An 18,998-nucleotide genomic window follows, 5' to 3' on the forward strand; every position below is an offset into this window, starting at 1 on the left:
TAGATTCGTGAATAGATACTTGAATAGATTTTTTGCACAAAAAAGCCCGCACAGCGGGCTTGTTAGCATCATCATGAGGTTACAGATGAATAGATACTTTAAGCTTCAATAATTAACGCTTCCAGCTCAGCCAGCGTTTTTACCTGCCAGGTTGGCGTGATATGTTCCGGCAACGGACGCGTACCGTGATCGATCCAGCAGGTCTTCAGGCCACCATTCATGCCGCCGAGAATGTCCGATTCTGGCGTATCGCCCACCATTAGCACGCGGCGGCGATCCGGGTTACCCAGTAACGCCAGCGTATGATCAAAAATCGCCACGTCCGGTTTCGGCACGCCCACCTGCTCGGAAATGACGAGCGCATCAAAGATATCGCGGAAACCGGTGCGTTCAAGACGCGCCTGCTGTAGCGCCGTGAAACCATTGGTGATGATGGCGATCTTCACTTTGCCTTTCAGCGTATTCAGCAGATGCGCCGCGCCCTCAAGCGGCAGGCAGATATCGGCCATGGCGCTGAGAAAATCGCTATTAAGCACTTCCGGCGCCACGCTGAGCTTTTCACCCCACAAGGTGAAACGGCGCGTTTGCAGCTGCAGCGCGGATATAGTGCCATTCTGATAATCAACCCATAACGGTTTGTTGATCGCCTGATAGTCGCTGTAATCCTGCGCGCTAAACTGCACGTCGTAGCGGGCAAACATACGCTGCAAACCGGCATAAGCATCGAAATGGAAAAGCGTGTCGTCTGCATCAAACAGGATGCAGTCCCAGTCGTTTAGCATGGTGCTCCTTTCAAATCGCTTAAAGGGTTAGCGCCATAATAATGGCATCTTCTCGCCCGCTGGCGGTGGGATAGTAGTTGGGCCGTACGCTCACCTGGTGGAAATCCAGCTGCTCATATAATGCAATCGCCGGTGTATTTGAGGCGCGCACTTCCAGCCACAGCGTCATTACGTCGCGCTGTTCCAGCTCGGCAATCACATGCTGCAACAGCTGGCGCGCGAGGCCACGACGCTGAAAATCGGGATCTATCGCGATATTAAACAGCGACGCTTCATCCAGCACCACTTGGGTGATGGCAAATCCGGCCAGCTGACCTTCTGCTGCAATGCGGAAATTAACAAAACGTTCGCCTTGGTTGCTGGCAAACGTCTGCTCGCTCCACGGGAAAGCATGCGCGCGACGTTCAATTGCCAGCAGCTGCGGCTGGTCTTCAGGGGTGACTAAAGAGATGGCTGTCATGGTTACACATCTGTTGCCACAGGGCACGTTTTGCCGCGCCGCTGCTGATCAGTTCATTAAAAACGGCGGTATTGAAGGTAATGCCGTTAAAGGGATGCTCGCTCTCCACGCCCAGCAACCAGCCGGCGCAATCCACCTGCTCCGGCAGCATTTGCAGCTGTTCGGGCGTTAGCGCCATCACCTGCGCAGGTTGGATATTCAGCGCACGCAGCACGTCGCGAATCAGCGGTTCTTGCAGCGTCGGCGCCTGTTCGGCTACCAACACTAAACGCGTATCGGGCAAAAGCGTGACGGCAATTTCCCCTTGCAGCACGCGCGGACGCCGCAGCTGATACTGCGTAATCCCCATTTGCTGTAGAAGCCAGTCGCGCCTTGTGCTCATGCTATTACCCGTTATGCTGCCAGAATGCGACGCTATGCTAGCAAACCCATCGAACATGCGCCAACAAAGCACTATAATCGCCGCTCTGATTTAACAGGAGCGTTCCATGTCTGCTTTTACCCCGGCCAGCGAAGTGATTCTGCGCCACAGTGATGAATTTACCGCCCGCCACGTGTTGTTTGCTGGCGACCTGCAGGATGACCTGCCCGCCCAGCTAGAAACCGCGTCGAGCCGCGTGCATACCCAGCAATATCATCACTGGCAGAACCTTAGCCATCGCCTCGGTGAACGTGCGGTTTACAGCATGGTTGCCACGGCGGCAGATGTTGAAGGCTGCGATACGCTGGTCTATTACTGGTCGAAAAACAAACCCGAAGCGCAGTTCCAGCTGCAAAACCTGCTGTCGCTGCTGCCGGTTGGCTGCGATATCTTCGTGGTGGGTGAAAACCGCAGCGGCGTGCGCAGCGCCGAAGGCATGCTGGAAGCGTGGGCAACGCTGGAGAAAGTCGACAGCGCGCGCCGTTGCGGCCTGTATCACGGTCGTCTCGACAAGCAGCCAACCTTTGACGCCAGCAGCTATGGCAATACTTATCAGCTCGACGATCTGACTATTCACACTTTGCCGGGCGTGTTCAGCCGCGATGGTCTGGATATCGGCAGCGATCTGCTGCTCTCCACGCTGACGCCGCACTTCCGTGGTAAGGTGCTGGATATCGGCTGTGGCAGCGGCGTGCTGGCGACCGTGATGGCCAAAGTCTCGCCGCGCGTGCGTTTATGGCTGTGTGATGTGCATGCCGCCGCCATTGAAGCCAGTAAAGCGACGCTGGCGGCGAACGAACTCGAAGGAGAAGTGTTTGCCAGCAACGTGTTCTCTGACGTAACCGGCCGTTTTGACATGATTATCTCCAACCCGCCGTTCCATGATGGTCTGCAAACCAGTCTTGATGCCGCCAACACGCTGATTCGCGGCGCGTTGAAGCATCTGAACAGCGGCGGCGAACTGCGCATTGTGGCCAACGCCTTCCTACCGTATCCACAGATTCTGGATGAAACTTTCGGCAACCATGAAGTGCTGGCGCAAACCGGCCGCTTTAAGGTGTATCGTGCCGTCTATGGTCGCGGCGCCAAAACGCGTTAATCCGCGATTCCAGCAGCGCGGCGGCAGAAACGTTGCTTTTTACAGCGATCGTTTTGCCGTCGCGAAATATGTGTTGACGCAATGAGTAAAATCTCTAAAATGCGCCTCCGTGGTTAGCAATACTTTAGAGTGTTGTGAGTTTGCGATGGTGGCGGAATTGGTAGACGCGCTAGCTTCAGGTGTTAGTGTCCTTACGGACGTGAGGGTTCAAGTCCCTCCCTTCGCACCAAACTCATAATCACACAGTTTATATCGTACGCACTGAGCGATGGTGGCGGAATTGGTAGACGCGCTAGCTTCAGGTGTTAGTGTTCTTACGGACGTGAGGGTTCAAGTCCCTCCCTTCGCACCAATGCGATGATATAAACAGACAACTAAGATGCGATGGTGGCGGAATTGGTAGACGCGCTAGCTTCAGGTGTTAGTGTTCTTACGGACGTGAGGGTTCAAGTCCCTCCCTTCGCACCAACAGTTGTCACTCCTTCCCGGCAGTAAATTCCCAAAAAGATTTTGCCAACGAACTTCACGCTCTTAGCGTGATGTTGTCGTTTCTGCGATTTGCCCACTGTGTTAAATAACGTGGAAATTGACCGAGACTGCGGCTAAACCGCCGGCTAAAGCCAGGCAAGAAGGCAGCAGTAAATAGTGGCGCAGACGATGGTGAAACAGCATCACGATGGTCAGCAGCAGCGCCACGATCATCACCACGCGCCACTGGCTAAAGCTGGGTTCCCACAGGGCAAAAACCGGCATCGCTGCACACGGCAATAACACACCCCAGCCACTGTCCAGACGCTTACCCATTATCCAGCTCACCCCCCATAAGCCGCAGGCGGCCATCATCGCCACGATCATCGCACAACCCTCAAATGATAAGTATTCGTATTATCATATGACAATATTTCTCATATTGCAGCGGATTTTTATCCTCCGTCATGTCGGATGACAGAATTATTGGAAAATGCTAAATTGCCGCCGATAACTATAATCGCCAACACAACAATAACGTGCTCACTATCCGGGTAGGAACGCTATTTATTCCGGGTAGCGCTTTGATATATCAGGGCAGTCACGAGAATAATAATGAAATTACAATCTTATGAAGAGTTGAAACACAGTAAATATCGGCTGTCGCTGATGCTTTTTCTGTTTCTTAATGTCGCCGTTTCGCTTTTTTGTCTGCTGCCATTTTTAGGCAGTGATAATCCCGTACGATCGCTGCCGGTCGCGCTGGTAGCGGGCTGTAGCACCACACTGCTGCTTATTTGCTTAATGGTGTCAAAACAAAAATTGCCGCTATTAAATCCTGTCGCATTTCTATTAGGCGCATTATGGGCATGGCATATTAACCTCAGATATCATCTGGTTTACTATTTTGATGGCAGCTTTTTAATAATTAGCCTGTTAAGCGTCTTTTTTATCAGTGCCATTGCCTTAAGTGATTATTTGATCGCATTTTGTTTACACATTACACCGCCCGTATTAACAGTATTGTTATTGGACGATGGGCAGCATTTAATGATGATCCTCTTCACGATTATGCTGCCGTTAATCGGATTTTCACTGCACCATTTAATGCGACGCCGCTTTGATACCTTTACGCTGCGCTTGGTCAGCCAGCTGTATGAGGAGAAAGAGAGCTTTAGTGATTTGAGTATGCTTGATCCCCTCACCGGCTTATATAACCGTCGCGGACTGAAGAATCGTCTTGATAACATCATGGAAAACCACGCAGGCAGCCACTTTGTGCTGCTGCTGGATATCGACCATTTCAAAGCCTACAACGACAATTACGGCCATGCGATGGGCGATCAGGCACTGGCGCGCGTCTCCGTGGCGATTCGTGATGCGGTGCGTTCACGCGATGTCGTAACGCGCTACGGTGGCGAAGAGTTTCTGGTGCTGTTAACCAACGTGAATGCCTCTATTGCGATGAAGCTGGCCGAACGCATTCGTCAGTACGTCGTCGATTTGGAAATCCCTCACCGCTTTAATGAAAAGGTTTCCACGCACGTTACCGTGAGTGCCGGCATCGCACCGATTTATGCTGAGGACTTTGAGCAAGCGGTGTCCAATGCGGACCGCGCGCTCTATGTGGCGAAAAATCAGGGGCGTAATACCATTCTTGCCTGGGAAGATTTGCCGAAAGTGGCGCAGGTGAGTAACGAGCTGACATAAGGTTTGGTTTGGTATGCCTGGTCGCCATGAATGGCGACCCTACGGCGGCACGGCCTGTCTTTTCACGCGGATTGAAACCTGGTCGCCATAAATGGCGGCGGTACGGCCTGTCTTTCGCGTGGATTGAACCCTGGTCGCCATGAATGGCGTTCCTGCGATGTAACCCGTAGGGTGCGCATTTATGCGCACCAGGCCAAACGTACCACACGTGCAGAAAAGTTGTGCAATAAACCGGGAACGATTATCATTTGTCTCTCGATTCCCGTTATCACTCAGGACCGGCATGGCCATCATCACGCGTCTGGATCATCGCTACAGCGAGCATCCCCTGATCTTCATGCAGAGCGACCGCAGCTTAGCGAGCGCGCTGGAAGATCTGATGCGCGATCAACGCAGCTATATGCTGGACAACCTCAAGCTGGGCCAACCGGCACCTGCCGGAACCTTAACGCTAGCCGAGTGGTCGAATCCCGTTCACTTTCGCCGCCTGACGCAGCGCTACAGCGATTACCTCTACCGTGACCATCCCGATGTTCAGCAGGAAGCCAAGCCGCTGCAGTCGCTTTGGGCGCAATGGTATTTTGGCTTGTTGTTGCCGCCGCTAATGATGGCGCTATTGCTGGAACCGCGCGCATTGAACTGCTCGCCGCATCTTATTCACGTTGAATTCCACGAAAACGGACACCCCTGCGCTTTCTGGATCGATGTGCAGGAAGATGAAGACGCGCGCTATCTCAATGGGCAGCAGCGCATCGATCGCCTGATTCAGCAATGCCTGATTCCTGCGGTCAACGGTATGGCCCAGCACGGCGATATCAACGCCAAACTCATCTGGAACAACATGGGCTATTCGTTTTACTGGTTTCTGGGCGAGCTAAAAAACCAGCTGCCGCAACACACAGTGTTACAACTGGAGCAGGCGCTGTTTTTCAGCAAATCGCTGCGGGATGGCAGTGATAACCCGTTGTACCGCACCATGATCCCGCGTAATGGCGAAATGGAGCGACGCAGCTGCTGTCAGCGCTATCGTATCCCCGACGTTGAGCGCTGCGGTAACTGCACGTTAAAAGCGGTGTAACGCTCGCGCATTCTGTTACAGATTCTCCTTTTCTCTCGTTTACAGTTTTCCTGCCTTATGGCATTTTTTGGCTCTGTTTTTACCGGAGAAAAAAATGAGCCTGGAGTCGGTACGGCACTTCTTTGCCGAACATGCACCGGATATCGACATCATCGAGATGCCGGAAAGCACCGCCACCGTTGAGCTGGCCGCACGCGTACATGGTGTTATGCCGGGGCAGATTGCCAAGACCTTGTCGCTAAAAGTGAAAGATGACGTGGTGCTGATTGTGACGCGTGGCGATGCACGCCTCGACAACCGCAAGCTCAAGGCGGCGCTCGGCGCCAAAGCGCGCATGTTAAGCGTGGATGAAGTGGTGAACTGGACCGGACATCCGGTGGGCGGCGTGTGCCCGTTCGGGCTGGAAAACCCGCTGACCGTCTATTGCGATGTCACGCTACGCAGCTTCGAAGAAGTGTTGCCAGCAGCCGGATCGATTCATAGTGCAGTACGCATTTCACCGCAGCGTATGGCAGATCTCACCGCGGCAAAATGGATTGACGTCTGCGAGGCGCTTTAACGCGTCTCGCGCGCGGCAGCACCGGAAATTTCGATGCCGCGCGTCTCGCGACCAAACGCCACTAAGACGCAGATCAGCACCGCCACCGTCCCGGCCACAATCGCCATGCCCAGGCCATAATTGCCGCCGTGCGCCTCGGCGATGCGTGATTGCACCGTCGCATTAACCGAGGCGATCAGGTTACCCAGCTGATAAACAAAGCCCGGCAGCACCGCGCGCGCATTAGCGGGCACCAGTTCGGTGAGATAAGTCGGTACCACGCCCCACGCGCCCTGCACCATAAACTGCATCAGAAATGCGCCGATGCCTATCATCCAGGAACCGCTAGAAAATGCCCACAGCGGTAACACCGGCAGCGCAAGGAACGACGCCAGAATAATGGCTTTCTTGCGGCCAATACGCTCCGACAGCGCACCAAAAGTGATCCCGCCCAGCATTGCCGCGATGTTGTAGCTAATGGCGATAATACTGACGGTGTGCGGATCGAACTGATGCTGCACTTTCAGGAAAGTGGGATACAGATCCTGCGTGCCGTGGCTGAAGAAGTTAAAGCAGGCCATCAGCAGCACCATGTAGATACAGATTTTCCAATGTTTACGAATGATCGGCAGCAAGGCGGTACTCTCTTTGCGTTCACGCGCCGCCAGCCATACCGGGGATTCCGGGACTTTAAAGTAGATGAACGGCAGCAGCAGAATCGGCAATGCGCCAATCAGGAACATTCCGCGCCAGCCAACCGTTTCGAAAAACAGACCAAAAATCACGGAAGCCAGCAGATAGCCGCACGGATAACCGGCCTGGAAAATACCCGACATTAAACCGCGTGAGCGATCCGGAATCGTTTCCATCGCCAGCGACGACGCTACGCCCCAAATCCCGCCCATTGCGACGCCATAAATCACCCGGAAACCCAGGAATGCTGCGAAATTAGGTGACCACGCCGACAGCAGCTCAAACAGCGAAAACATAACGATATTCAGCATCAGAATCGGCCGACGACCATATTTCTCCGCCAGACGTCCAAAGATCAGTGCGCCAATCGGGCGAACCGCCAGCGTAAGCATGATGGCAATGGAAACGTCGGAGACGCTGGTGTGGAAATATTGGGCAAGATCGCTAAGCACAAACACTAAGATAAAGAAGTCGAACGCATCCAGCGTCCAACTCGCGAAACTGGCAAAAGCCACGTTGCGCTGGGTCGCAGTCCAGTTAAACATGTAGGTATCCTGTCTGATTAGCTTCCGGATCGTTGGCCGGATTTTATTGTAGAAGTTACCGCGCAAATAATTGCATCGGTTACTAATGTGTTAACTATTTGTATATAGCATGTCAGAAAGGTGACTTGAGGCGGGAATTGTCAGCGAGTGATTCGAGGTGTAAGAAAGCGTGTCGCGCGGGAAAGTGAGGGATGGGTCGCCATAAATGGCGCCCCTACAGCATCGTAGGGTGCGCATGTATGCGCACCTGAAAAACGGTTCAGCGTTTCAGCTGATTAAACGCCTTTTCGATCATCTCAAGTAGCAGCGCGTTATTAACGGTTTGAATCACATGCACCAGCGCGCCGCTCTGTTCCGGCACGCCTACATCCAGTCGCAACGGGGTGCGATAGCGCCAGCTCTTACCGCGCGTGGCTCCCGGGCGCAGCTCAATATCCACGTGGTAATCAACACCGTCAGCGACACGCTGGTTAAGCAGCCACGCCACCACCAGCGCATCATGAATCCAGCAGCCTGGCAGATGACGGGTGCGAATTGAATAGTCGATCCACGGTCGCAGCGTCTCACGCACAAACTGCGGCAGCGGATGATCGTTGGCGGTAAGACGCGTCAGATCCTGATGGGTCAGCAAGGTTTGCGTAGTGGCATCCATTGGCACCAGCGTGATGGTTGCGCCACTGTGCAGCACCTGATGTGCCGCTTCTGGATCGAGGCCAAAATTAGTGTCTTTGATGTAATCATCCAGCGCAAACACGCCGCCCATGATAACAATCTCCGCCACCGACTCTGCCATTTGCGGATAACGCTGCAGCGCTAGCGCCACGTTGGTTAACGGGCCGATTGCCACCAAGGTAAATTCGCCAGGATTGTCGCAAATCAACTGCCCCATGACGCCAGCGGCGTCATAACCATCGGCGGGAATACGCTGCGGTTGACGCACGCCCTGCCAAAGTTCTCCCAGCTTTTCATCGGCAACATGGTCAAGCCGTGCGCGCCATGGCGCAGGATCTTCCCGCAAGGCCTGCAATGCCCCCTGCACCACAGGAATATTGAGCCCCAGCCGCTGCATCAAATCTTTCGCTACCTGCGCGCCAACCGCACTCGGCGTGTTGCCGGTTACGGTGGTGATCAGCTCAAGCGATAGCGACTTTGATGCCAACGCTAACGCCAGTGCCAGGCCATCATCGGTGTTAGCACCCGCAATACCGTTTCCTGGATCACAATCGATAATCAGTCTTTTCATAGAGTTATAGTTTTATTGTTGTTGAGTAAGCTGGCAGCCGCAGGATTCACCAATTTCTAAATGGTGAGGAAATTCCGCCAGCTGTGCGTCGCCATCCCAGTTCTTGAGCATGGCTATCGCACTGCGCGCCATATCGCGCAGCGGCTGACGGACGGTAGTAAGCGTTGGCACATGAAATGCCGACTGATCGGTGCCGTTAAAACACACCAGCGCGACATCCTGCGGCACGCGCAGTCCATGCTCCGACAGCGCGCGAATGCAGCCAATCGCCTGGCCTTCATTACTGGTAAACAGCGCGTGAGGAAGGCAACTGCTCGCCACCATGCGCTGCGCAGCGTCATAGCCGCCCTGACGCGTATAGTTGGCGGGGAAAATCATCGCCTCATCCGCCAGCAGTCCTTTCTCCGCCAGCGCATCACGCCAGCCCTGGATACGATCCTGCGCATTAAGCATGTCTAGCGGACCGCTGATCATGCCCACCTGCTGATAACCGTGGCTGAGAAGATGTGCGGTGACCTGACGTGCCGCCTCGCGCTCATTCACGCGCAGCATGCTGACGCCCGGGCGCGGCTCGATACGATCCAGCATCACCAGCGGTGTGCCGCTGGCCTGAATCACATCAATATAGGGATGGCGATCAACGCTGTTGTAGAACAGGCCATCCACCTGACGATTGAGCAACCCCTGAATGATCTCCAGCTCACGCTTACGGTCATCACCGGCGTCGCCCAGCAGCATGACGTGGCCGTGGTTCAGCGATTCCTGTAACAGCATGTGCGCCATTGAAGCAACAAAGGGATTGCCAATATTCGGCACCACTAAACCGTAGGTTTTGGTGCTGCCGGAAGCCAGCGCGCGAGCCACGGCATTGGGGCGATAGCCGGTTTGTTTGATGGCATCCAGTACGCGTTGCCGCGTGGCTTCCGCCACCGGACGCGGACCGTTGTTGATCACGTAACTGACCACTGCCACCGACGTTCCCGCCACTTTGGCAACATCGGTACGTGTCACATTTCCGGTTGGAGACTTCGCCATTCCTTTGCCTCTGCGTAAAGGCCATTGGCCGGAATATCCGGCCAATGGCTGTGATGATTTACGCGACTCTGCGGGTCAGATTGCATCTTCCGGCAGATTGAGATCGCGTCCGCGCGTTTCCGGCGCCACGAAGGTGGTGAGAAAACCAATGCTGGCCATCGCGGAGAAATAAACCGCAATCGGCCACCAGTGTCCGGTAAACGATAGCAGCGCCGCCGCCACTAATGGCGCGGTGCCTCCTGAAAGGATAGACCCCAGCTCTTTCGCCACCGCCATCTTGGTATAGCGACGCTTCACGCCGAACATCTCTACACCCCACGCCGCCTGCACGCCGAAGATGCCCAGCGATGCCAGCGCCATGCCCACGACGATAACCGCAATGACAATTGCCGGATCGTGGCTATCCATCAGGCTAAATGCAGGCCAGGCGTAGAACATCAGCAGCAGGCAGAAGCAGCGGTAGGTGATGCGGCGGCCAAAGCGATCCGACAACCAACCGGCAAAAGGAATGATCAGGAAGCCCAGCAGCGAAGCGATAAACACCGCTGTAGTGGGAACTGATTTGTCGAGCATCAGCACCTTCGCGACGTAACCGACGATAAAGCCCTGCGCCAGATAGGACGGGCCATTTTCGCCGATGCGTAAACCAACCATGACCCAGAATGCACGACTGCGCTGCCAGAAGCTGCGGGTATCGACGTCCTCTTCCGCCTGCGCCAGCGTCGCGCTGCGCTCGGCCTGCAATTCAGCCTGTTGACGCTCAAATACCGGCGTTTCGCGCAGGTGACGGCGAATCCACAGTGCCACCACCGCAATCACTACGCTGCTGAGGAAAGGAATACGCCAGCCCCACGCCAGCAAACTCTCTTTATCCATCTGAATGACCGCCAGCCATACCAGCGAGGCGATCAGCGTACCGCTGTTCGATCCAAGGGCAATCACTGACGAGACCAGGCCGCGACGCTCAACCGGCGCATATTCGCCGAGCATCACCGTGCCGCCCGACAGTTCCGCGCCAGCGCCTAATCCTTGGGTAAAGCGCAGCAGCACCAGACACGCCGGTGCCCAGACGCCAATGCTGGCATAGGAAGGAATCAAACCAATTAGCGTGGTGGAGGCACCCATCAAAATGATGGTGGCGATCATCACCGTTTTACGGCCTTTACGATCGCCTATCCAGCCAAACAGCAGCGCCCCAATCGGACGGGCAATAAAGCCCACCGACCAGGTAGCAAAACTGGAGAGTAACGCAATGGCCGGAGTGGCTTCGGGGAAGAAAACATCGCCAAAAATAATTCCGGCGGCCAGGCCATAAAGGGCAAAATCCGCATATTCCATCGCGGTGCCAAGCCAGCAGGAGAACGTGGCGCGCCAGAAATCTTTGCGGCCAGCATCTGTTTCAAGCCGCGCGTCGGCAGCTGAAGAGGAGGAGTTGAGTGAGCTTTGTTGCGAAACGGAGTGATGTACCGTCATAACCATTTCCCTGATAGAGGTAAAAATAGCAAACGCCCTTCCGTGGGTCAGTTCCCTTGCAACAAGCGGAACTCCCCGGTGACGACGTTCAGTAGGCAAACCTGGATGAAAAATCAGTAAAGAATTCCCTGGTGTTGGAATTCGCTTCTTCGCCTTTACCCGCCGATGTAATTTTCATCGATCGCATTAGTGAGGCAAATGTAACTGGGTCATCTCAAGGCCAACTTCGTCTCTGGCACCGTGAGTTATCACTGTGAATACAGTCTATCTACGCGCGTAGATAAATCAAGCGATAATCGTGATATTTATTAATTAATCTTCACTATAACTCTGGGGCACGAGATAAAAAAGGCGTTAATTCATGACATTACAGCTAATGCCGGTAAGCAAAAAAACATCCAAAAACGCGTAATTGACGATAATTGCTTACCATTCAGTGCAGGCAAATGATTTTCCATCGCGCTGTTTTTCGCACAGTTCAGTGAAGGTTTAATGACAAGGGCGTATTACTCTTAAAACCTTTCGCTTACGCGCGATGCACCCTGCAACTGCATTACACTGAAGCCAGATCATTCGGGAGCCTTATGACCATCATCCTTATGCGCCACGGAAAACCCGATCATCCGGTCACCGGACGTTTCACGGCACAAGCGCTGGCCGCGTGGAGTGAAGGCTACGATCAGGCTACGATCTGCGACTCTCCGCCGCCGCGCAGCGTGACCATTGCGCGCCAGGCAAGCGTGATCGTCACCAGCCCGCTGCCGCGTGCACGCTCCTCTTTAGCGCGTCTGGGCTTGCAGCCGCAGGCGGTGGACGCCGTGTTTAGCGAAGTCGCGATGCCTACCCTGCCGTTTGCGCGCCCGCACCTGCCGCTCAGCGTCTGGCTGGCATTGTTACGTCTTCTCTGGCTATGCGGCTATTCAGGGCATGTCGAATCGGTGCAGCATGCGCGCGATCGGGCGCGACGTGCGGCGGATAAACTGGTGGCACTGTCGCAGCAAGGCACGGTGCTGCTGGTAGGACACGGCATCATGAATAAGCTCATCGCGCGTGAGTTGCGTAAGCGCGGCTGGCAGGCAGAGAAACACGCCAGCAGCCGTCACTGGAGCAGTGCGATTTATCACCGCCCGTTTATTTAAGCCTGAAATAGCTCAGCACTTCACAGCCGGTGCCAGCCTGCGGCGTGGCAATCACCTTCATTTGCAGCAAATCAATCAGGCTGAGTGAACCATCACCTTCGTTGGCAATCAGCAGGCTGTGGTTATCTTCACTGAAGCAACCATCCATCGGCTTATTGCCTACATGAATATCACCAAGTGGATTAAGCAGATCGTCGAACAGCGTCACCATCGGCTCCTGATCACCTATCGCCACCAGCCGCTCGCCGTTGGCGCTAAAGCGCACCACCTGACAAGGCTGCTGATGGCCTGGCAACGTCAGACGCTGACGGATGCGGTGGCTTTGCCGATCCACCACATACAGCAGCGGAGCATCGGCCGCACTGGCGACCAGGTAGGGATGTTTAGGTGAGGCGGCGATGCCTGAAATGGGGCCGGGCATCAGGATATTATCGATAATGCGTCCTTCCGCCTCACACAGATCGACCACGGTAATGCTGGCATCCTCTTCGTTCTCGGTAAATAACTTGCGTCCACTGGGTGATAGCGTGAGCCGATGCGCATTATGCGACGGCAGCTGAATAGTTTTTTCCAGCCGATCGCTAACGGGATCAATCACCGCGACCACCGCACTGGTTTCACAACAGAGATAGACTTTGCCGTCACGTGCTAGCTGGCCGCTATGCGGCCCTTTCAACGGTGATAAATCGATAAAGCCGCTGATCTGGCGTAAACGCAAATCGATAATCGCCACTTTATGGCCCGGATGCGGATTGTCGCCATGAATACCATCGCCATAGATGGGTACGTAAGCCTTCTCCAGCTGTGGCAACAGCAACAGCTCATGCGGGCGTGGTGGAAATGCGTTGAGCTCTTGCTCTACAGCGAAGGTGTCTGGATTGAGAAACAGTACGCGATTGCCCTGCTTATCGACCGCCAGTAATCCACGGTTATGTTGCTGCATAGCGTCTCCTTTTGTTAATCACCTTCTTTAAGCGTAGCTAACCCACCATAGCGGTGGGATGTTCGCGGCGGGCCAGCGAAAAATGCAGCAGGATTAACCAGTGATCTGACGCCCATTTTTTAAAGCGGGTCGCATCGTTAGCGGCAGTATCGTTATTTTATTAGGAATAATCTTAAGTGGATAAAATATAATTAACAGCCATCCCCCCTTTTATTTACCCTTTATGTAAAGCTTAACGGATCCTTCATTTTCCGGTTTATCTGAAAGAAGCAAAAAGTGATAGCCTCATCGCACAGAATGTTTTATTAAGCATAAGAAAGTAGGTTCTTACACAGCACAAAGAAAGGGATAACGAAGAGCGCTCAGCGCCAGTAACAGGGAAGCCTTGCCGCCATAATCACAATAATCAGGTGCATCATGACTAAAAAACGCCTCCAGCCAGCGTTAACGCTCTGGCACAACTGGAAAAGGCTTGCCTTTACCAGCCAGACTTTCCTGCAGAAAAAACAGCATAATGCGCTCTGTGCGCCGGAATACGATCCCAGCGAAGAGGAGAATATCGTGTTACTTTCTGGTGACAAAGATTTGCCAGAAATTCCGAAAAAAGTTTGGCTGTATTGGGATAATGAATATTTACCAAAATCCATGGCATTAAATATTAAAAAAATTCGTCAGGATAATCCCGATCATGAGATACATTTATTAAACCGTCTAACGGTAAAAGAAGTATTGCCCGACTTTATATTTACCTCTTCTCAATTAACGGCGCAGCAAAAGAGTGAAGTGATTCGTCTGGAATTACTGTTGCGTTATGGCGGCATAGCCATAGATTGCAGCACGTTATTATTTGAAGATCTTTCCTGGGTGCATCGCGCGCATCAGGAACGTCGCATGGATGTGATTGGTTATTATCGCGAAATCTCTACCGTAAATTTTCTTGCGCCGGTGATTGAGAGCTGGTTCCTGGCCGCTGCGCCCAATAATCCCTTTATCCGCGAATGGCAGAAACACTACGCGCCCGTCAAACATCTTGGTGAGCAGAATTATTTCAGTGAATTAAGTAAGCGCGATGATTATGCATTGCTGACGCAAAAAATAGCCGAGCCGCAGCAGCAACTGGGATCGTTAGCACAGCAGGTCGCGATGCGAGAATATCGCCGGGTCAATCTCTATCTGCGTAAATGCGAGGCCAATGCCTATTACTATCAGCGCCTGAGCGGCTGGAAAAGCGAGGCGTTTACCCACGCGGTGCTGTTCCACCAACGTCCACAAACGCCACCGCCGATCATCAAACTGAGCGGTGATGAACAGCTGCATCTCGACTTTAATCTGCGTCTGGGTCACTACAATCGCAGCAGCTTATTGGGTCAGATGATGCAGCCGCACTCGCCTGTTGCGCTGGCGTCACCCATCAACAAAGCGCGCGCGTAGCCAGTGGATAAAGGTGGTGACCGCCCGCGGCACCTGTGCAGCATACGGGCGCACCACCCACAAACGATTGGCGAAGGCATCAATCGTTTGCCACTGCGGCAGAACCTGCTGCAGCGTGCCGCTGGCTAACGCCGCACTGGCGCTGAAATCGGGCAACATCGCGATCCCCAATCCCTGCAACGCCGCGTCGCGGATTGACTCGCTGTTGTTAGTGGCAAAGTTTCCCTGAATTTTTACCTGCACCGTTTCGCTATCACCGCCTGCGGGACGGAAGCGCCACTGCGGCGACTCCAGCCCGCGCGGATAATACAGGCAGTTATGCTGCTGTAACGCCTGCGGCGAGTCGGGCATGCCGTGCTGTGCCAGATAGGTGGGCGACGCGACCAGCAGCGCCTGGGTTTCACACAGCGGTAGCGCGACATGCGTTTCCGGCAGGTTATCGCTGTGACGGATAGCCAAATCAAAGCCTTCGCTGCCCAGCGACACCAAACGATCGGTAACGTCCAGCTGCAAACGTACCTGCGGATAATCGCGCAAGAAATCGCCAATAATCGGCACCAGCTGCTGACGCGCAAATGCCACCGGCGCGGTGACGCGCACCATGCCGCGCACCGGACCGGCCTCATCACGCACGCTGAAAAAACTCTGCGCAATACGCGCAAACGGATCGCGCAGCTCGTCCACCAGCTTTTCCCCGGCAGAGGTGAGCCGCACGCTGCGCGTGGTGCGTTGCACCAGCGCCACGCCCGCCATTTTTTCCAGCTCTTTAATCTTTTGGCTCATCGCCGCTTTGCTGACGTCTAATCGCTCAGCCGCGCGGGTAAAACTACCCAGCTCGGCCAGCACCGTAAGCCAATGCAAATGTACCCAAAGGTGATCGGTTTTAATTTCTTTCATATAGATTGTTCAAAATAATAAATAATCATTTTAACCAGCGCGCTTTTTCTTTCCTGCAGCAAGCGGCAGCATAGCGCCACATCCTACTCTTTTCATCTACGCAAAAACGAGGGTTTATTGATGCCATTACTGACATTTGATGTGATTCAGGGCCGTTCTGAAGCAGAGTTACGCACCTTACTGGATGCCGCACATCGCGCGGTGTTAACTGCTTTTAAAGTGCCCACACGCGATCGGTATCAGATTGTTCACGAAAACAAAAGCTACCAGATGGTCTTTCAGGACACTGGCTTAGGGTTTGAGCGCAGCGATAATCTGGTCATGGTGCGCGTCTATACCAGCCCGAGAAGTGAAGAACAAAAGTGTCTGTTCATGGCAGAGTTAGCGCGCGAGCTACTGGAAAATTGTGGCGTCAGGGGCACTGATTTGATGATTAGTTTTATCACCAACAGTAAAGGTGACTGGAGCTTTGCCGACGGTGAAGCGCAATATCTGACCGGAAAACTCTAATCCCTCGCCTCTGCCCTCGCTGGCAGCAGCCGTTGCGTTGCTGCCAGGCCAAACCACAGCCTGCTTAAACTCGCCTTAAACGAATCGGAATGCATCGCACAAATCTGGTTGGATGTGTTGCAGCAATATGACACCCAATATAGATTGACGCAAAAACCCCCAAAGAGGGTCGTTGGCGCAGGGAATGCGTATTCATTCAAGATGAGGATCTGACGTTGTCCGAACTGTTTTCGGTTGTACTCTTTTTGGCTGCGATTGCAGTCTACTCCTATAAAGCTGGGCGAAATAAATTCTGGTTTAGTGTGATTTTGCTGTTGCTCACCCTGTTCATCGTGCTGAACGTCACGCTGATCGCCAGCAACTATTTTACCGGTGACGGCATTAATGACGCCGTCCTGTACACCCTGACCAACAGCCTGACTGGCGCAGGCGTGAGCAAATATGTGGTGCCAGCCATTGGCTTAATCATTGGCCTGTTTTCCCTGTTTTGCCTGCTTTCGTGGCTATTACGTCGACGTAAGACACAGCATCACCTCGGGTGGAGTTTGCTGGCGATTGCCTGTGCCGCCGGTTCCGTGCAAACCACGCCTGCGTTTCGCCAGGTGAAAGAACTGATCTCCTCACATACGCGCGCCGCTGACTCCGATTTCGAAAGCTATTACAAAACGCCAAATAAGGTCATTGCCGAACCGAAGCTCAATCTGGTTTACATCTACGGCGAAAGTCTCGAACGGACCTATTTTGATCAGCACGCCTTTCCCGGCCTTGCGCCGGAACTGAGCCGCGAAAAAGATAACAGCATCGATTTCAGCCAAACCGAGCAGCTGCCCGGCACTGATTACACGATTGCAGGTATGGTCGCTTCTCAGTGCGGCATTCCGCTGTTTGCCCCTTTCGATGGCAATGCCTCGGCATCACTCTCCAGTTTCTATCCTCAGAACATCTGTCTTGGCGACATACTGAAAAATTCTGGCTATGAAAACTGGTTTATCCAGGGGGCGGATTTACGCTTTGCCGGTAAAGACACCTTCCTGCTTTCACACGGTTTTGACGCGGCCAATATGTACGGCTCGCAGGAGCTGAAAAGCCGGGTAGCAGACCCTAACTATCGCAATAACTGGGGCTACTACGACGATACGGTGATGGATGAGGTTTTTGAGAAATACGAGGAGCTGTCACGTACACAAAAGCGCTTCGCATTGTTCACACTAACGGTAGATACACATCATCCTGATGGCTTTATCTCGCGTAGCTGCCAGCGAAAAAGTTACAGCTATGATGGCAAACCCAACCAGTCTTTCAGCGCTGTGGCCTGCTCGCAGGAGCATGTGGCGCGCCTGATTGCGCGCATCAAGGCTTCACCGTGGTTTAAGAACACCATCATTGTCGTGACCTCCGATCATCTGGCAATGAATAACACCGCGCATCAGTATTTGATTAAGCAACCGCGCCATGACCTGTTTATGGTGATTCGTGGGGATCAGCCACAGGCGCAGGTGCTCGACAGCAAACGCAGCACGCTGGATAACGGTGCGACCGTGCTGGATATTCTTGGCGGCGATAATGCCATTGGCCTTGGCCGCAGCGGTCTCTCTTCTACCTCGCTGTCGACCCAGTTCGACGATATGGCAAAGCGCGTTATTGGCTGGAAGGCGGATATTATTCAGTTGTGGAATTTCCCCAGCAAAATGGACGCTATCACCATCGATCAGCAGAAAAACACCTTCAGCTTCTCCGGCGCGACCTTCAAGCTGCCAATTCTGTTCCGCGTTTCCGATAAGCATGTCGAGCCGCTGCCGGAAGGCGAATATTCGGAACCCCTGCGCTATCAGCTGGCCAAATTCGCTGCCGCTGACAAGTTCGTTTGGGTGGATCGCTGCTTTAAAATGGCTCGCCTGTGGCAGCCAGATTTGGCGCTTTCAAACGATTTATGCCTATCGATGGGGCAAATGGGTGCCAAACCTCGTGTTACCCGCATTGATAAACCCCTCTGGAAAGGTAAGGCAGCGTTCCCAAAAGCCGAGGTCAGCGCAGAGACGTTCCAGCTTAATGAACAGCAGATACGCATCGAAGACAATGCGATTCGTTACAATGCGGATAGCTTCCTGCTGACGGTGCCTGGCGCGCCCAACAGCGTTAAAAGCTTTAAGGGGATATCGCGTCCTGAAAGCTGGGGACGCTGGTCAAACGCCAATCTGGCGCCTGAAGTGAACATTGAATATAACGATCCGCTGCCCGAACGCTTTGATCTGGTGATCACCGCTCGCGCTTATGGCCCGAATGCACACCGCGCCATTCCAGTGCGCGTGGGCGATGAGGAACAGCAGCTGAATTTGGGTGAAGACTTCACCACCACCACGCTGCATTTCACCAACCCAACCGGCAGCCGCAACCTGGTTATTGTCCCGCCGGAACCGCAGGAGTCGAATGTGGGCAATATCATTGGCCAGGATCCGCGCCGATTAGGTATCGGTATGGTGGATATAAAAATCATCCCTCAGCCGTAAAGCTAAGCGGTAGCTACTCCGGGTAG

18 protein-coding genes and 3 tRNA genes are annotated in these 18,998 nt (G+C 53.7%); 11 read left to right on the forward strand and 10 right to left on the reverse strand.

Translation table 11 applies throughout. The features are described 5' to 3' along the window. Window positions 1–98: 98 nt before the first annotated feature. The 3 genes from yjjG to ACIP6T_RS15515 are packed head-to-tail and all read right to left on the reverse strand — an operon-like array spanning window position 99 to window position 1,624. Window positions 99–782 (reverse strand): pyrimidine 5'-nucleotidase, encoded by a 684-nt coding sequence (gene yjjG, locus ACIP6T_RS15505; RefSeq protein ID WP_400458030.1) that lies wholly within the window; start codon window positions 780–782, stop codon window positions 99–101. 19 nt (window positions 783–801) lie between these two features. Beyond that, window positions 802–1,242 carry a ribosomal protein S18-alanine N-acetyltransferase gene (gene rimI / locus ACIP6T_RS15510; protein ID WP_097095012.1) on the reverse strand — a complete coding sequence of 147 codons (441 nt, stop codon included), beginning with the start codon at window positions 1,240–1,242 and terminating at the stop codon, window positions 802–804. Further along, the gene (locus tag ACIP6T_RS15515) at window positions 1,214–1,624 is read right to left on the reverse strand and encodes a DNA polymerase III subunit psi (protein ID WP_097095013.1); all 411 of its coding nucleotides are present in this window, start codon (window positions 1,622–1,624) and stop codon (window positions 1,214–1,216) included. Before ACIP6T_RS15515 ends, rimI begins: the two co-directional genes overlap by 29 nt. 106 nt (window positions 1,625–1,730) lie before the next feature. Here ACIP6T_RS15515 and rsmC point away from each other — a divergent pair, with 106 nt between their 5' ends. The 4 genes from rsmC to ACIP6T_RS15535 all read left to right on the forward strand — a co-directional run bounded on the left by rsmC (window position 1,731) and on the right by ACIP6T_RS15535 (window position 3,230). Beyond that, the gene (gene rsmC / locus ACIP6T_RS15520) at window positions 1,731–2,762 is read left to right on the forward strand and encodes a 16S rRNA (guanine(1207)-N(2))-methyltransferase RsmC (RefSeq protein ID WP_400458032.1); all 1,032 of its coding nucleotides are present in this window, start codon (window positions 1,731–1,733) and stop codon (window positions 2,760–2,762) included. 142 nt (window positions 2,763–2,904) lie between these two features. Continuing rightward, window positions 2,905–2,991, forward strand: a tRNA-Leu gene (locus tag ACIP6T_RS15525). Window positions 2,992–3,027: 36 nt separating this feature from the next. Continuing rightward, window positions 3,028–3,114: transfer RNA gene (locus ACIP6T_RS15530), tRNA-Leu, on the forward strand. Between the two features lie 29 nt (window positions 3,115–3,143). Continuing rightward, window positions 3,144–3,230, forward strand: a tRNA-Leu gene (locus ACIP6T_RS15535). Between the two features lie 102 nt (window positions 3,231–3,332). On the opposite strand, the gene ACIP6T_RS15540 is transcribed toward ACIP6T_RS15535, so the two are convergent. Continuing rightward, window positions 3,333–3,617 carry a DUF1435 domain-containing protein gene (locus ACIP6T_RS15540; RefSeq protein ID WP_097095015.1) on the reverse strand — a complete coding sequence of 95 codons (285 nt, stop codon included), beginning with the start codon at window positions 3,615–3,617 and terminating at the stop codon, window positions 3,333–3,335. A gap of 228 nt (window positions 3,618–3,845) precedes the next feature. Here ACIP6T_RS15540 and ACIP6T_RS15545 point away from each other — a divergent pair, with 228 nt between their 5' ends. From ACIP6T_RS15545 to ACIP6T_RS15555, 3 genes are all read left to right on the forward strand, one after another. Further along, on the forward strand, window positions 3,846–4,940 hold the full coding sequence (locus ACIP6T_RS15545) for a diguanylate cyclase (RefSeq protein WP_097095016.1): 1,095 nt from the start codon (window positions 3,846–3,848) through the stop codon (window positions 4,938–4,940). A 283-nt stretch (window positions 4,941–5,223) separates the two neighbouring features. After that, window positions 5,224–6,018 carry a siderophore-iron reductase FhuF gene (fhuF, locus tag ACIP6T_RS15550; protein WP_400458033.1) on the forward strand — a complete coding sequence of 265 codons (795 nt, stop codon included), beginning with the start codon at window positions 5,224–5,226 and terminating at the stop codon, window positions 6,016–6,018. Between the two features lie 94 nt (window positions 6,019–6,112). Beyond that, window positions 6,113–6,577, forward strand: a complete 465-nt coding sequence (locus ACIP6T_RS15555; protein ID WP_400458034.1) for a YbaK/EbsC family protein — start codon at window positions 6,113–6,115, stop codon at window positions 6,575–6,577. Here the strand turns inward: ACIP6T_RS15555 and ACIP6T_RS15560 are convergent. The 4 genes from ACIP6T_RS15560 to ACIP6T_RS15575 all read right to left on the reverse strand — a co-directional run bounded on the left by ACIP6T_RS15560 (window position 6,574) and on the right by ACIP6T_RS15575 (window position 11,545). Next, the gene (locus tag ACIP6T_RS15560; RefSeq protein ID WP_097095019.1) at window positions 6,574–7,794 is read right to left on the reverse strand and encodes an MFS transporter; all 1,221 of its coding nucleotides are present in this window, start codon (window positions 7,792–7,794) and stop codon (window positions 6,574–6,576) included. The two genes, ACIP6T_RS15555 and ACIP6T_RS15560, sit on opposite strands and share 4 nt — an antisense overlap. 259 nt (window positions 7,795–8,053) lie before the next feature. Then, the gene (locus ACIP6T_RS15565) at window positions 8,054–9,037 is read right to left on the reverse strand and encodes a nucleoside hydrolase (protein ID WP_097095020.1); all 984 of its coding nucleotides are present in this window, start codon (window positions 9,035–9,037) and stop codon (window positions 8,054–8,056) included. A 12-nt stretch (window positions 9,038–9,049) separates the two neighbouring features. Further along, window positions 9,050–10,072, reverse strand: a complete 1,023-nt coding sequence (locus ACIP6T_RS15570) for a LacI family DNA-binding transcriptional regulator (protein ID WP_400458035.1) — start codon at window positions 10,070–10,072, stop codon at window positions 9,050–9,052. 75 nt (window positions 10,073–10,147) lie between these two features. Then, window positions 10,148–11,545 (reverse strand): MFS transporter, encoded by a 1,398-nt coding sequence (locus tag ACIP6T_RS15575; protein ID WP_097095022.1) that lies wholly within the window; start codon window positions 11,543–11,545, stop codon window positions 10,148–10,150. Window positions 11,546–12,129: 584 nt separating this feature from the next. Here ACIP6T_RS15575 and ACIP6T_RS15580 point away from each other — a divergent pair. Further along, window positions 12,130–12,684, forward strand: a complete 555-nt coding sequence (locus ACIP6T_RS15580; protein WP_097095023.1) for a histidine phosphatase family protein — start codon at window positions 12,130–12,132, stop codon at window positions 12,682–12,684. Here the strand turns inward: ACIP6T_RS15580 and ACIP6T_RS15585 are convergent. Next, on the reverse strand, window positions 12,677–13,627 hold the full coding sequence (locus ACIP6T_RS15585) for a YncE family protein (RefSeq protein ID WP_097095024.1): 951 nt from the start codon (window positions 13,625–13,627) through the stop codon (window positions 12,677–12,679). The two genes, ACIP6T_RS15580 and ACIP6T_RS15585, sit on opposite strands and share 8 nt — an antisense overlap. A 417-nt stretch (window positions 13,628–14,044) precedes the next feature. On the opposite strand from ACIP6T_RS15585, the gene ACIP6T_RS15590 reads away from it, so the two are divergent. Continuing rightward, window positions 14,045–15,058, forward strand: coding sequence for a glycosyltransferase family 32 protein (locus ACIP6T_RS15590; protein ID WP_400458036.1), 1,014 nt, complete (start codon window positions 14,045–14,047; stop codon window positions 15,056–15,058). On the opposite strand, the gene ACIP6T_RS15595 is transcribed toward ACIP6T_RS15590, so the two are convergent. Next, window positions 15,032–15,955 (reverse strand): LysR family transcriptional regulator, encoded by a 924-nt coding sequence (locus tag ACIP6T_RS15595; protein ID WP_097095026.1) that lies wholly within the window; start codon window positions 15,953–15,955, stop codon window positions 15,032–15,034. The two genes, ACIP6T_RS15590 and ACIP6T_RS15595, sit on opposite strands and share 27 nt — an antisense overlap. 120 nt (window positions 15,956–16,075) lie before the next feature. Here ACIP6T_RS15595 and ACIP6T_RS15600 point away from each other — a divergent pair, with 120 nt between their 5' ends. Next, window positions 16,076–16,465 carry a tautomerase family protein gene (locus ACIP6T_RS15600; RefSeq protein ID WP_345827324.1) on the forward strand — a complete coding sequence of 130 codons (390 nt, stop codon included), beginning with the start codon at window positions 16,076–16,078 and terminating at the stop codon, window positions 16,463–16,465. A 215-nt stretch (window positions 16,466–16,680) separates the two neighbouring features. Continuing rightward, window positions 16,681–18,972, forward strand: coding sequence for a phosphatidylglycerol--membrane-oligosaccharide glycerophosphotransferase (opgB, locus tag ACIP6T_RS15605; RefSeq protein ID WP_400458037.1), 2,292 nt, complete (start codon window positions 16,681–16,683; stop codon window positions 18,970–18,972). Window positions 18,973–18,998: the final 26 nt, after the last annotated feature.

Source organism: Pantoea sp. NPDC088449, from assembly GCF_044753225.1.
In the GTDB taxonomy this organism is placed as follows: Bacteria; Pseudomonadota; Gammaproteobacteria; order Enterobacterales; family Enterobacteriaceae; genus Pantoea; species Pantoea floridensis.

Bases quoted from the DNA above. Each gene is read 5' to 3' on its own strand.
- yjjG (WP_400458030.1), bottom strand. From the start codon at position 782: ATGCTAAACGACTGGGACTGCATCCTGTTTGATGCAGACGACACGCTT.
- rimI (WP_097095012.1), bottom strand. From the start codon at position 1,242: ATGACAGCCATCTCTTTAGTCACCCCTGAAGACCAGCCGCAGCTGCTG.
- ACIP6T_RS15515 (WP_097095013.1), bottom strand. From the start codon at position 1,624: ATGAGCACAAGGCGCGACTGGCTTCTACAGCAAATGGGGATTACGCAG.
- rsmC (WP_400458032.1), top strand. From the start codon at position 1,731: ATGTCTGCTTTTACCCCGGCCAGCGAAGTGATTCTGCGCCACAGTGAT.
- ACIP6T_RS15540 (WP_097095015.1), bottom strand. From the start codon at position 3,617: ATGATCGTGGCGATGATGGCCGCCTGCGGCTTATGGGGGGTGAGCTGG.
- ACIP6T_RS15545 (WP_097095016.1), top strand. From the start codon at position 3,846: ATGAAATTACAATCTTATGAAGAGTTGAAACACAGTAAATATCGGCTG.
- fhuF (WP_400458033.1), top strand. From the start codon at position 5,224: ATGGCCATCATCACGCGTCTGGATCATCGCTACAGCGAGCATCCCCTG.
- ACIP6T_RS15555 (WP_400458034.1), top strand. From the start codon at position 6,113: ATGAGCCTGGAGTCGGTACGGCACTTCTTTGCCGAACATGCACCGGAT.
- ACIP6T_RS15560 (WP_097095019.1), bottom strand. From the start codon at position 7,794: ATGTTTAACTGGACTGCGACCCAGCGCAACGTGGCTTTTGCCAGTTTC.
- ACIP6T_RS15565 (WP_097095020.1), bottom strand. From the start codon at position 9,037: ATGAAAAGACTGATTATCGATTGTGATCCAGGAAACGGTATTGCGGGT.
- ACIP6T_RS15570 (WP_400458035.1), bottom strand. From the start codon at position 10,072: ATGGCGAAGTCTCCAACCGGAAATGTGACACGTACCGATGTTGCCAAA.
- ACIP6T_RS15575 (WP_097095022.1), bottom strand. From the start codon at position 11,545: ATGACGGTACATCACTCCGTTTCGCAACAAAGCTCACTCAACTCCTCC.
- ACIP6T_RS15580 (WP_097095023.1), top strand. From the start codon at position 12,130: ATGACCATCATCCTTATGCGCCACGGAAAACCCGATCATCCGGTCACC.
- ACIP6T_RS15585 (WP_097095024.1), bottom strand. From the start codon at position 13,627: ATGCAGCAACATAACCGTGGATTACTGGCGGTCGATAAGCAGGGCAAT.
- ACIP6T_RS15590 (WP_400458036.1), top strand. From the start codon at position 14,045: ATGACTAAAAAACGCCTCCAGCCAGCGTTAACGCTCTGGCACAACTGG.
- ACIP6T_RS15595 (WP_097095026.1), bottom strand. From the start codon at position 15,955: ATGAAAGAAATTAAAACCGATCACCTTTGGGTACATTTGCATTGGCTT.
- ACIP6T_RS15600 (WP_345827324.1), top strand. From the start codon at position 16,076: ATGCCATTACTGACATTTGATGTGATTCAGGGCCGTTCTGAAGCAGAG.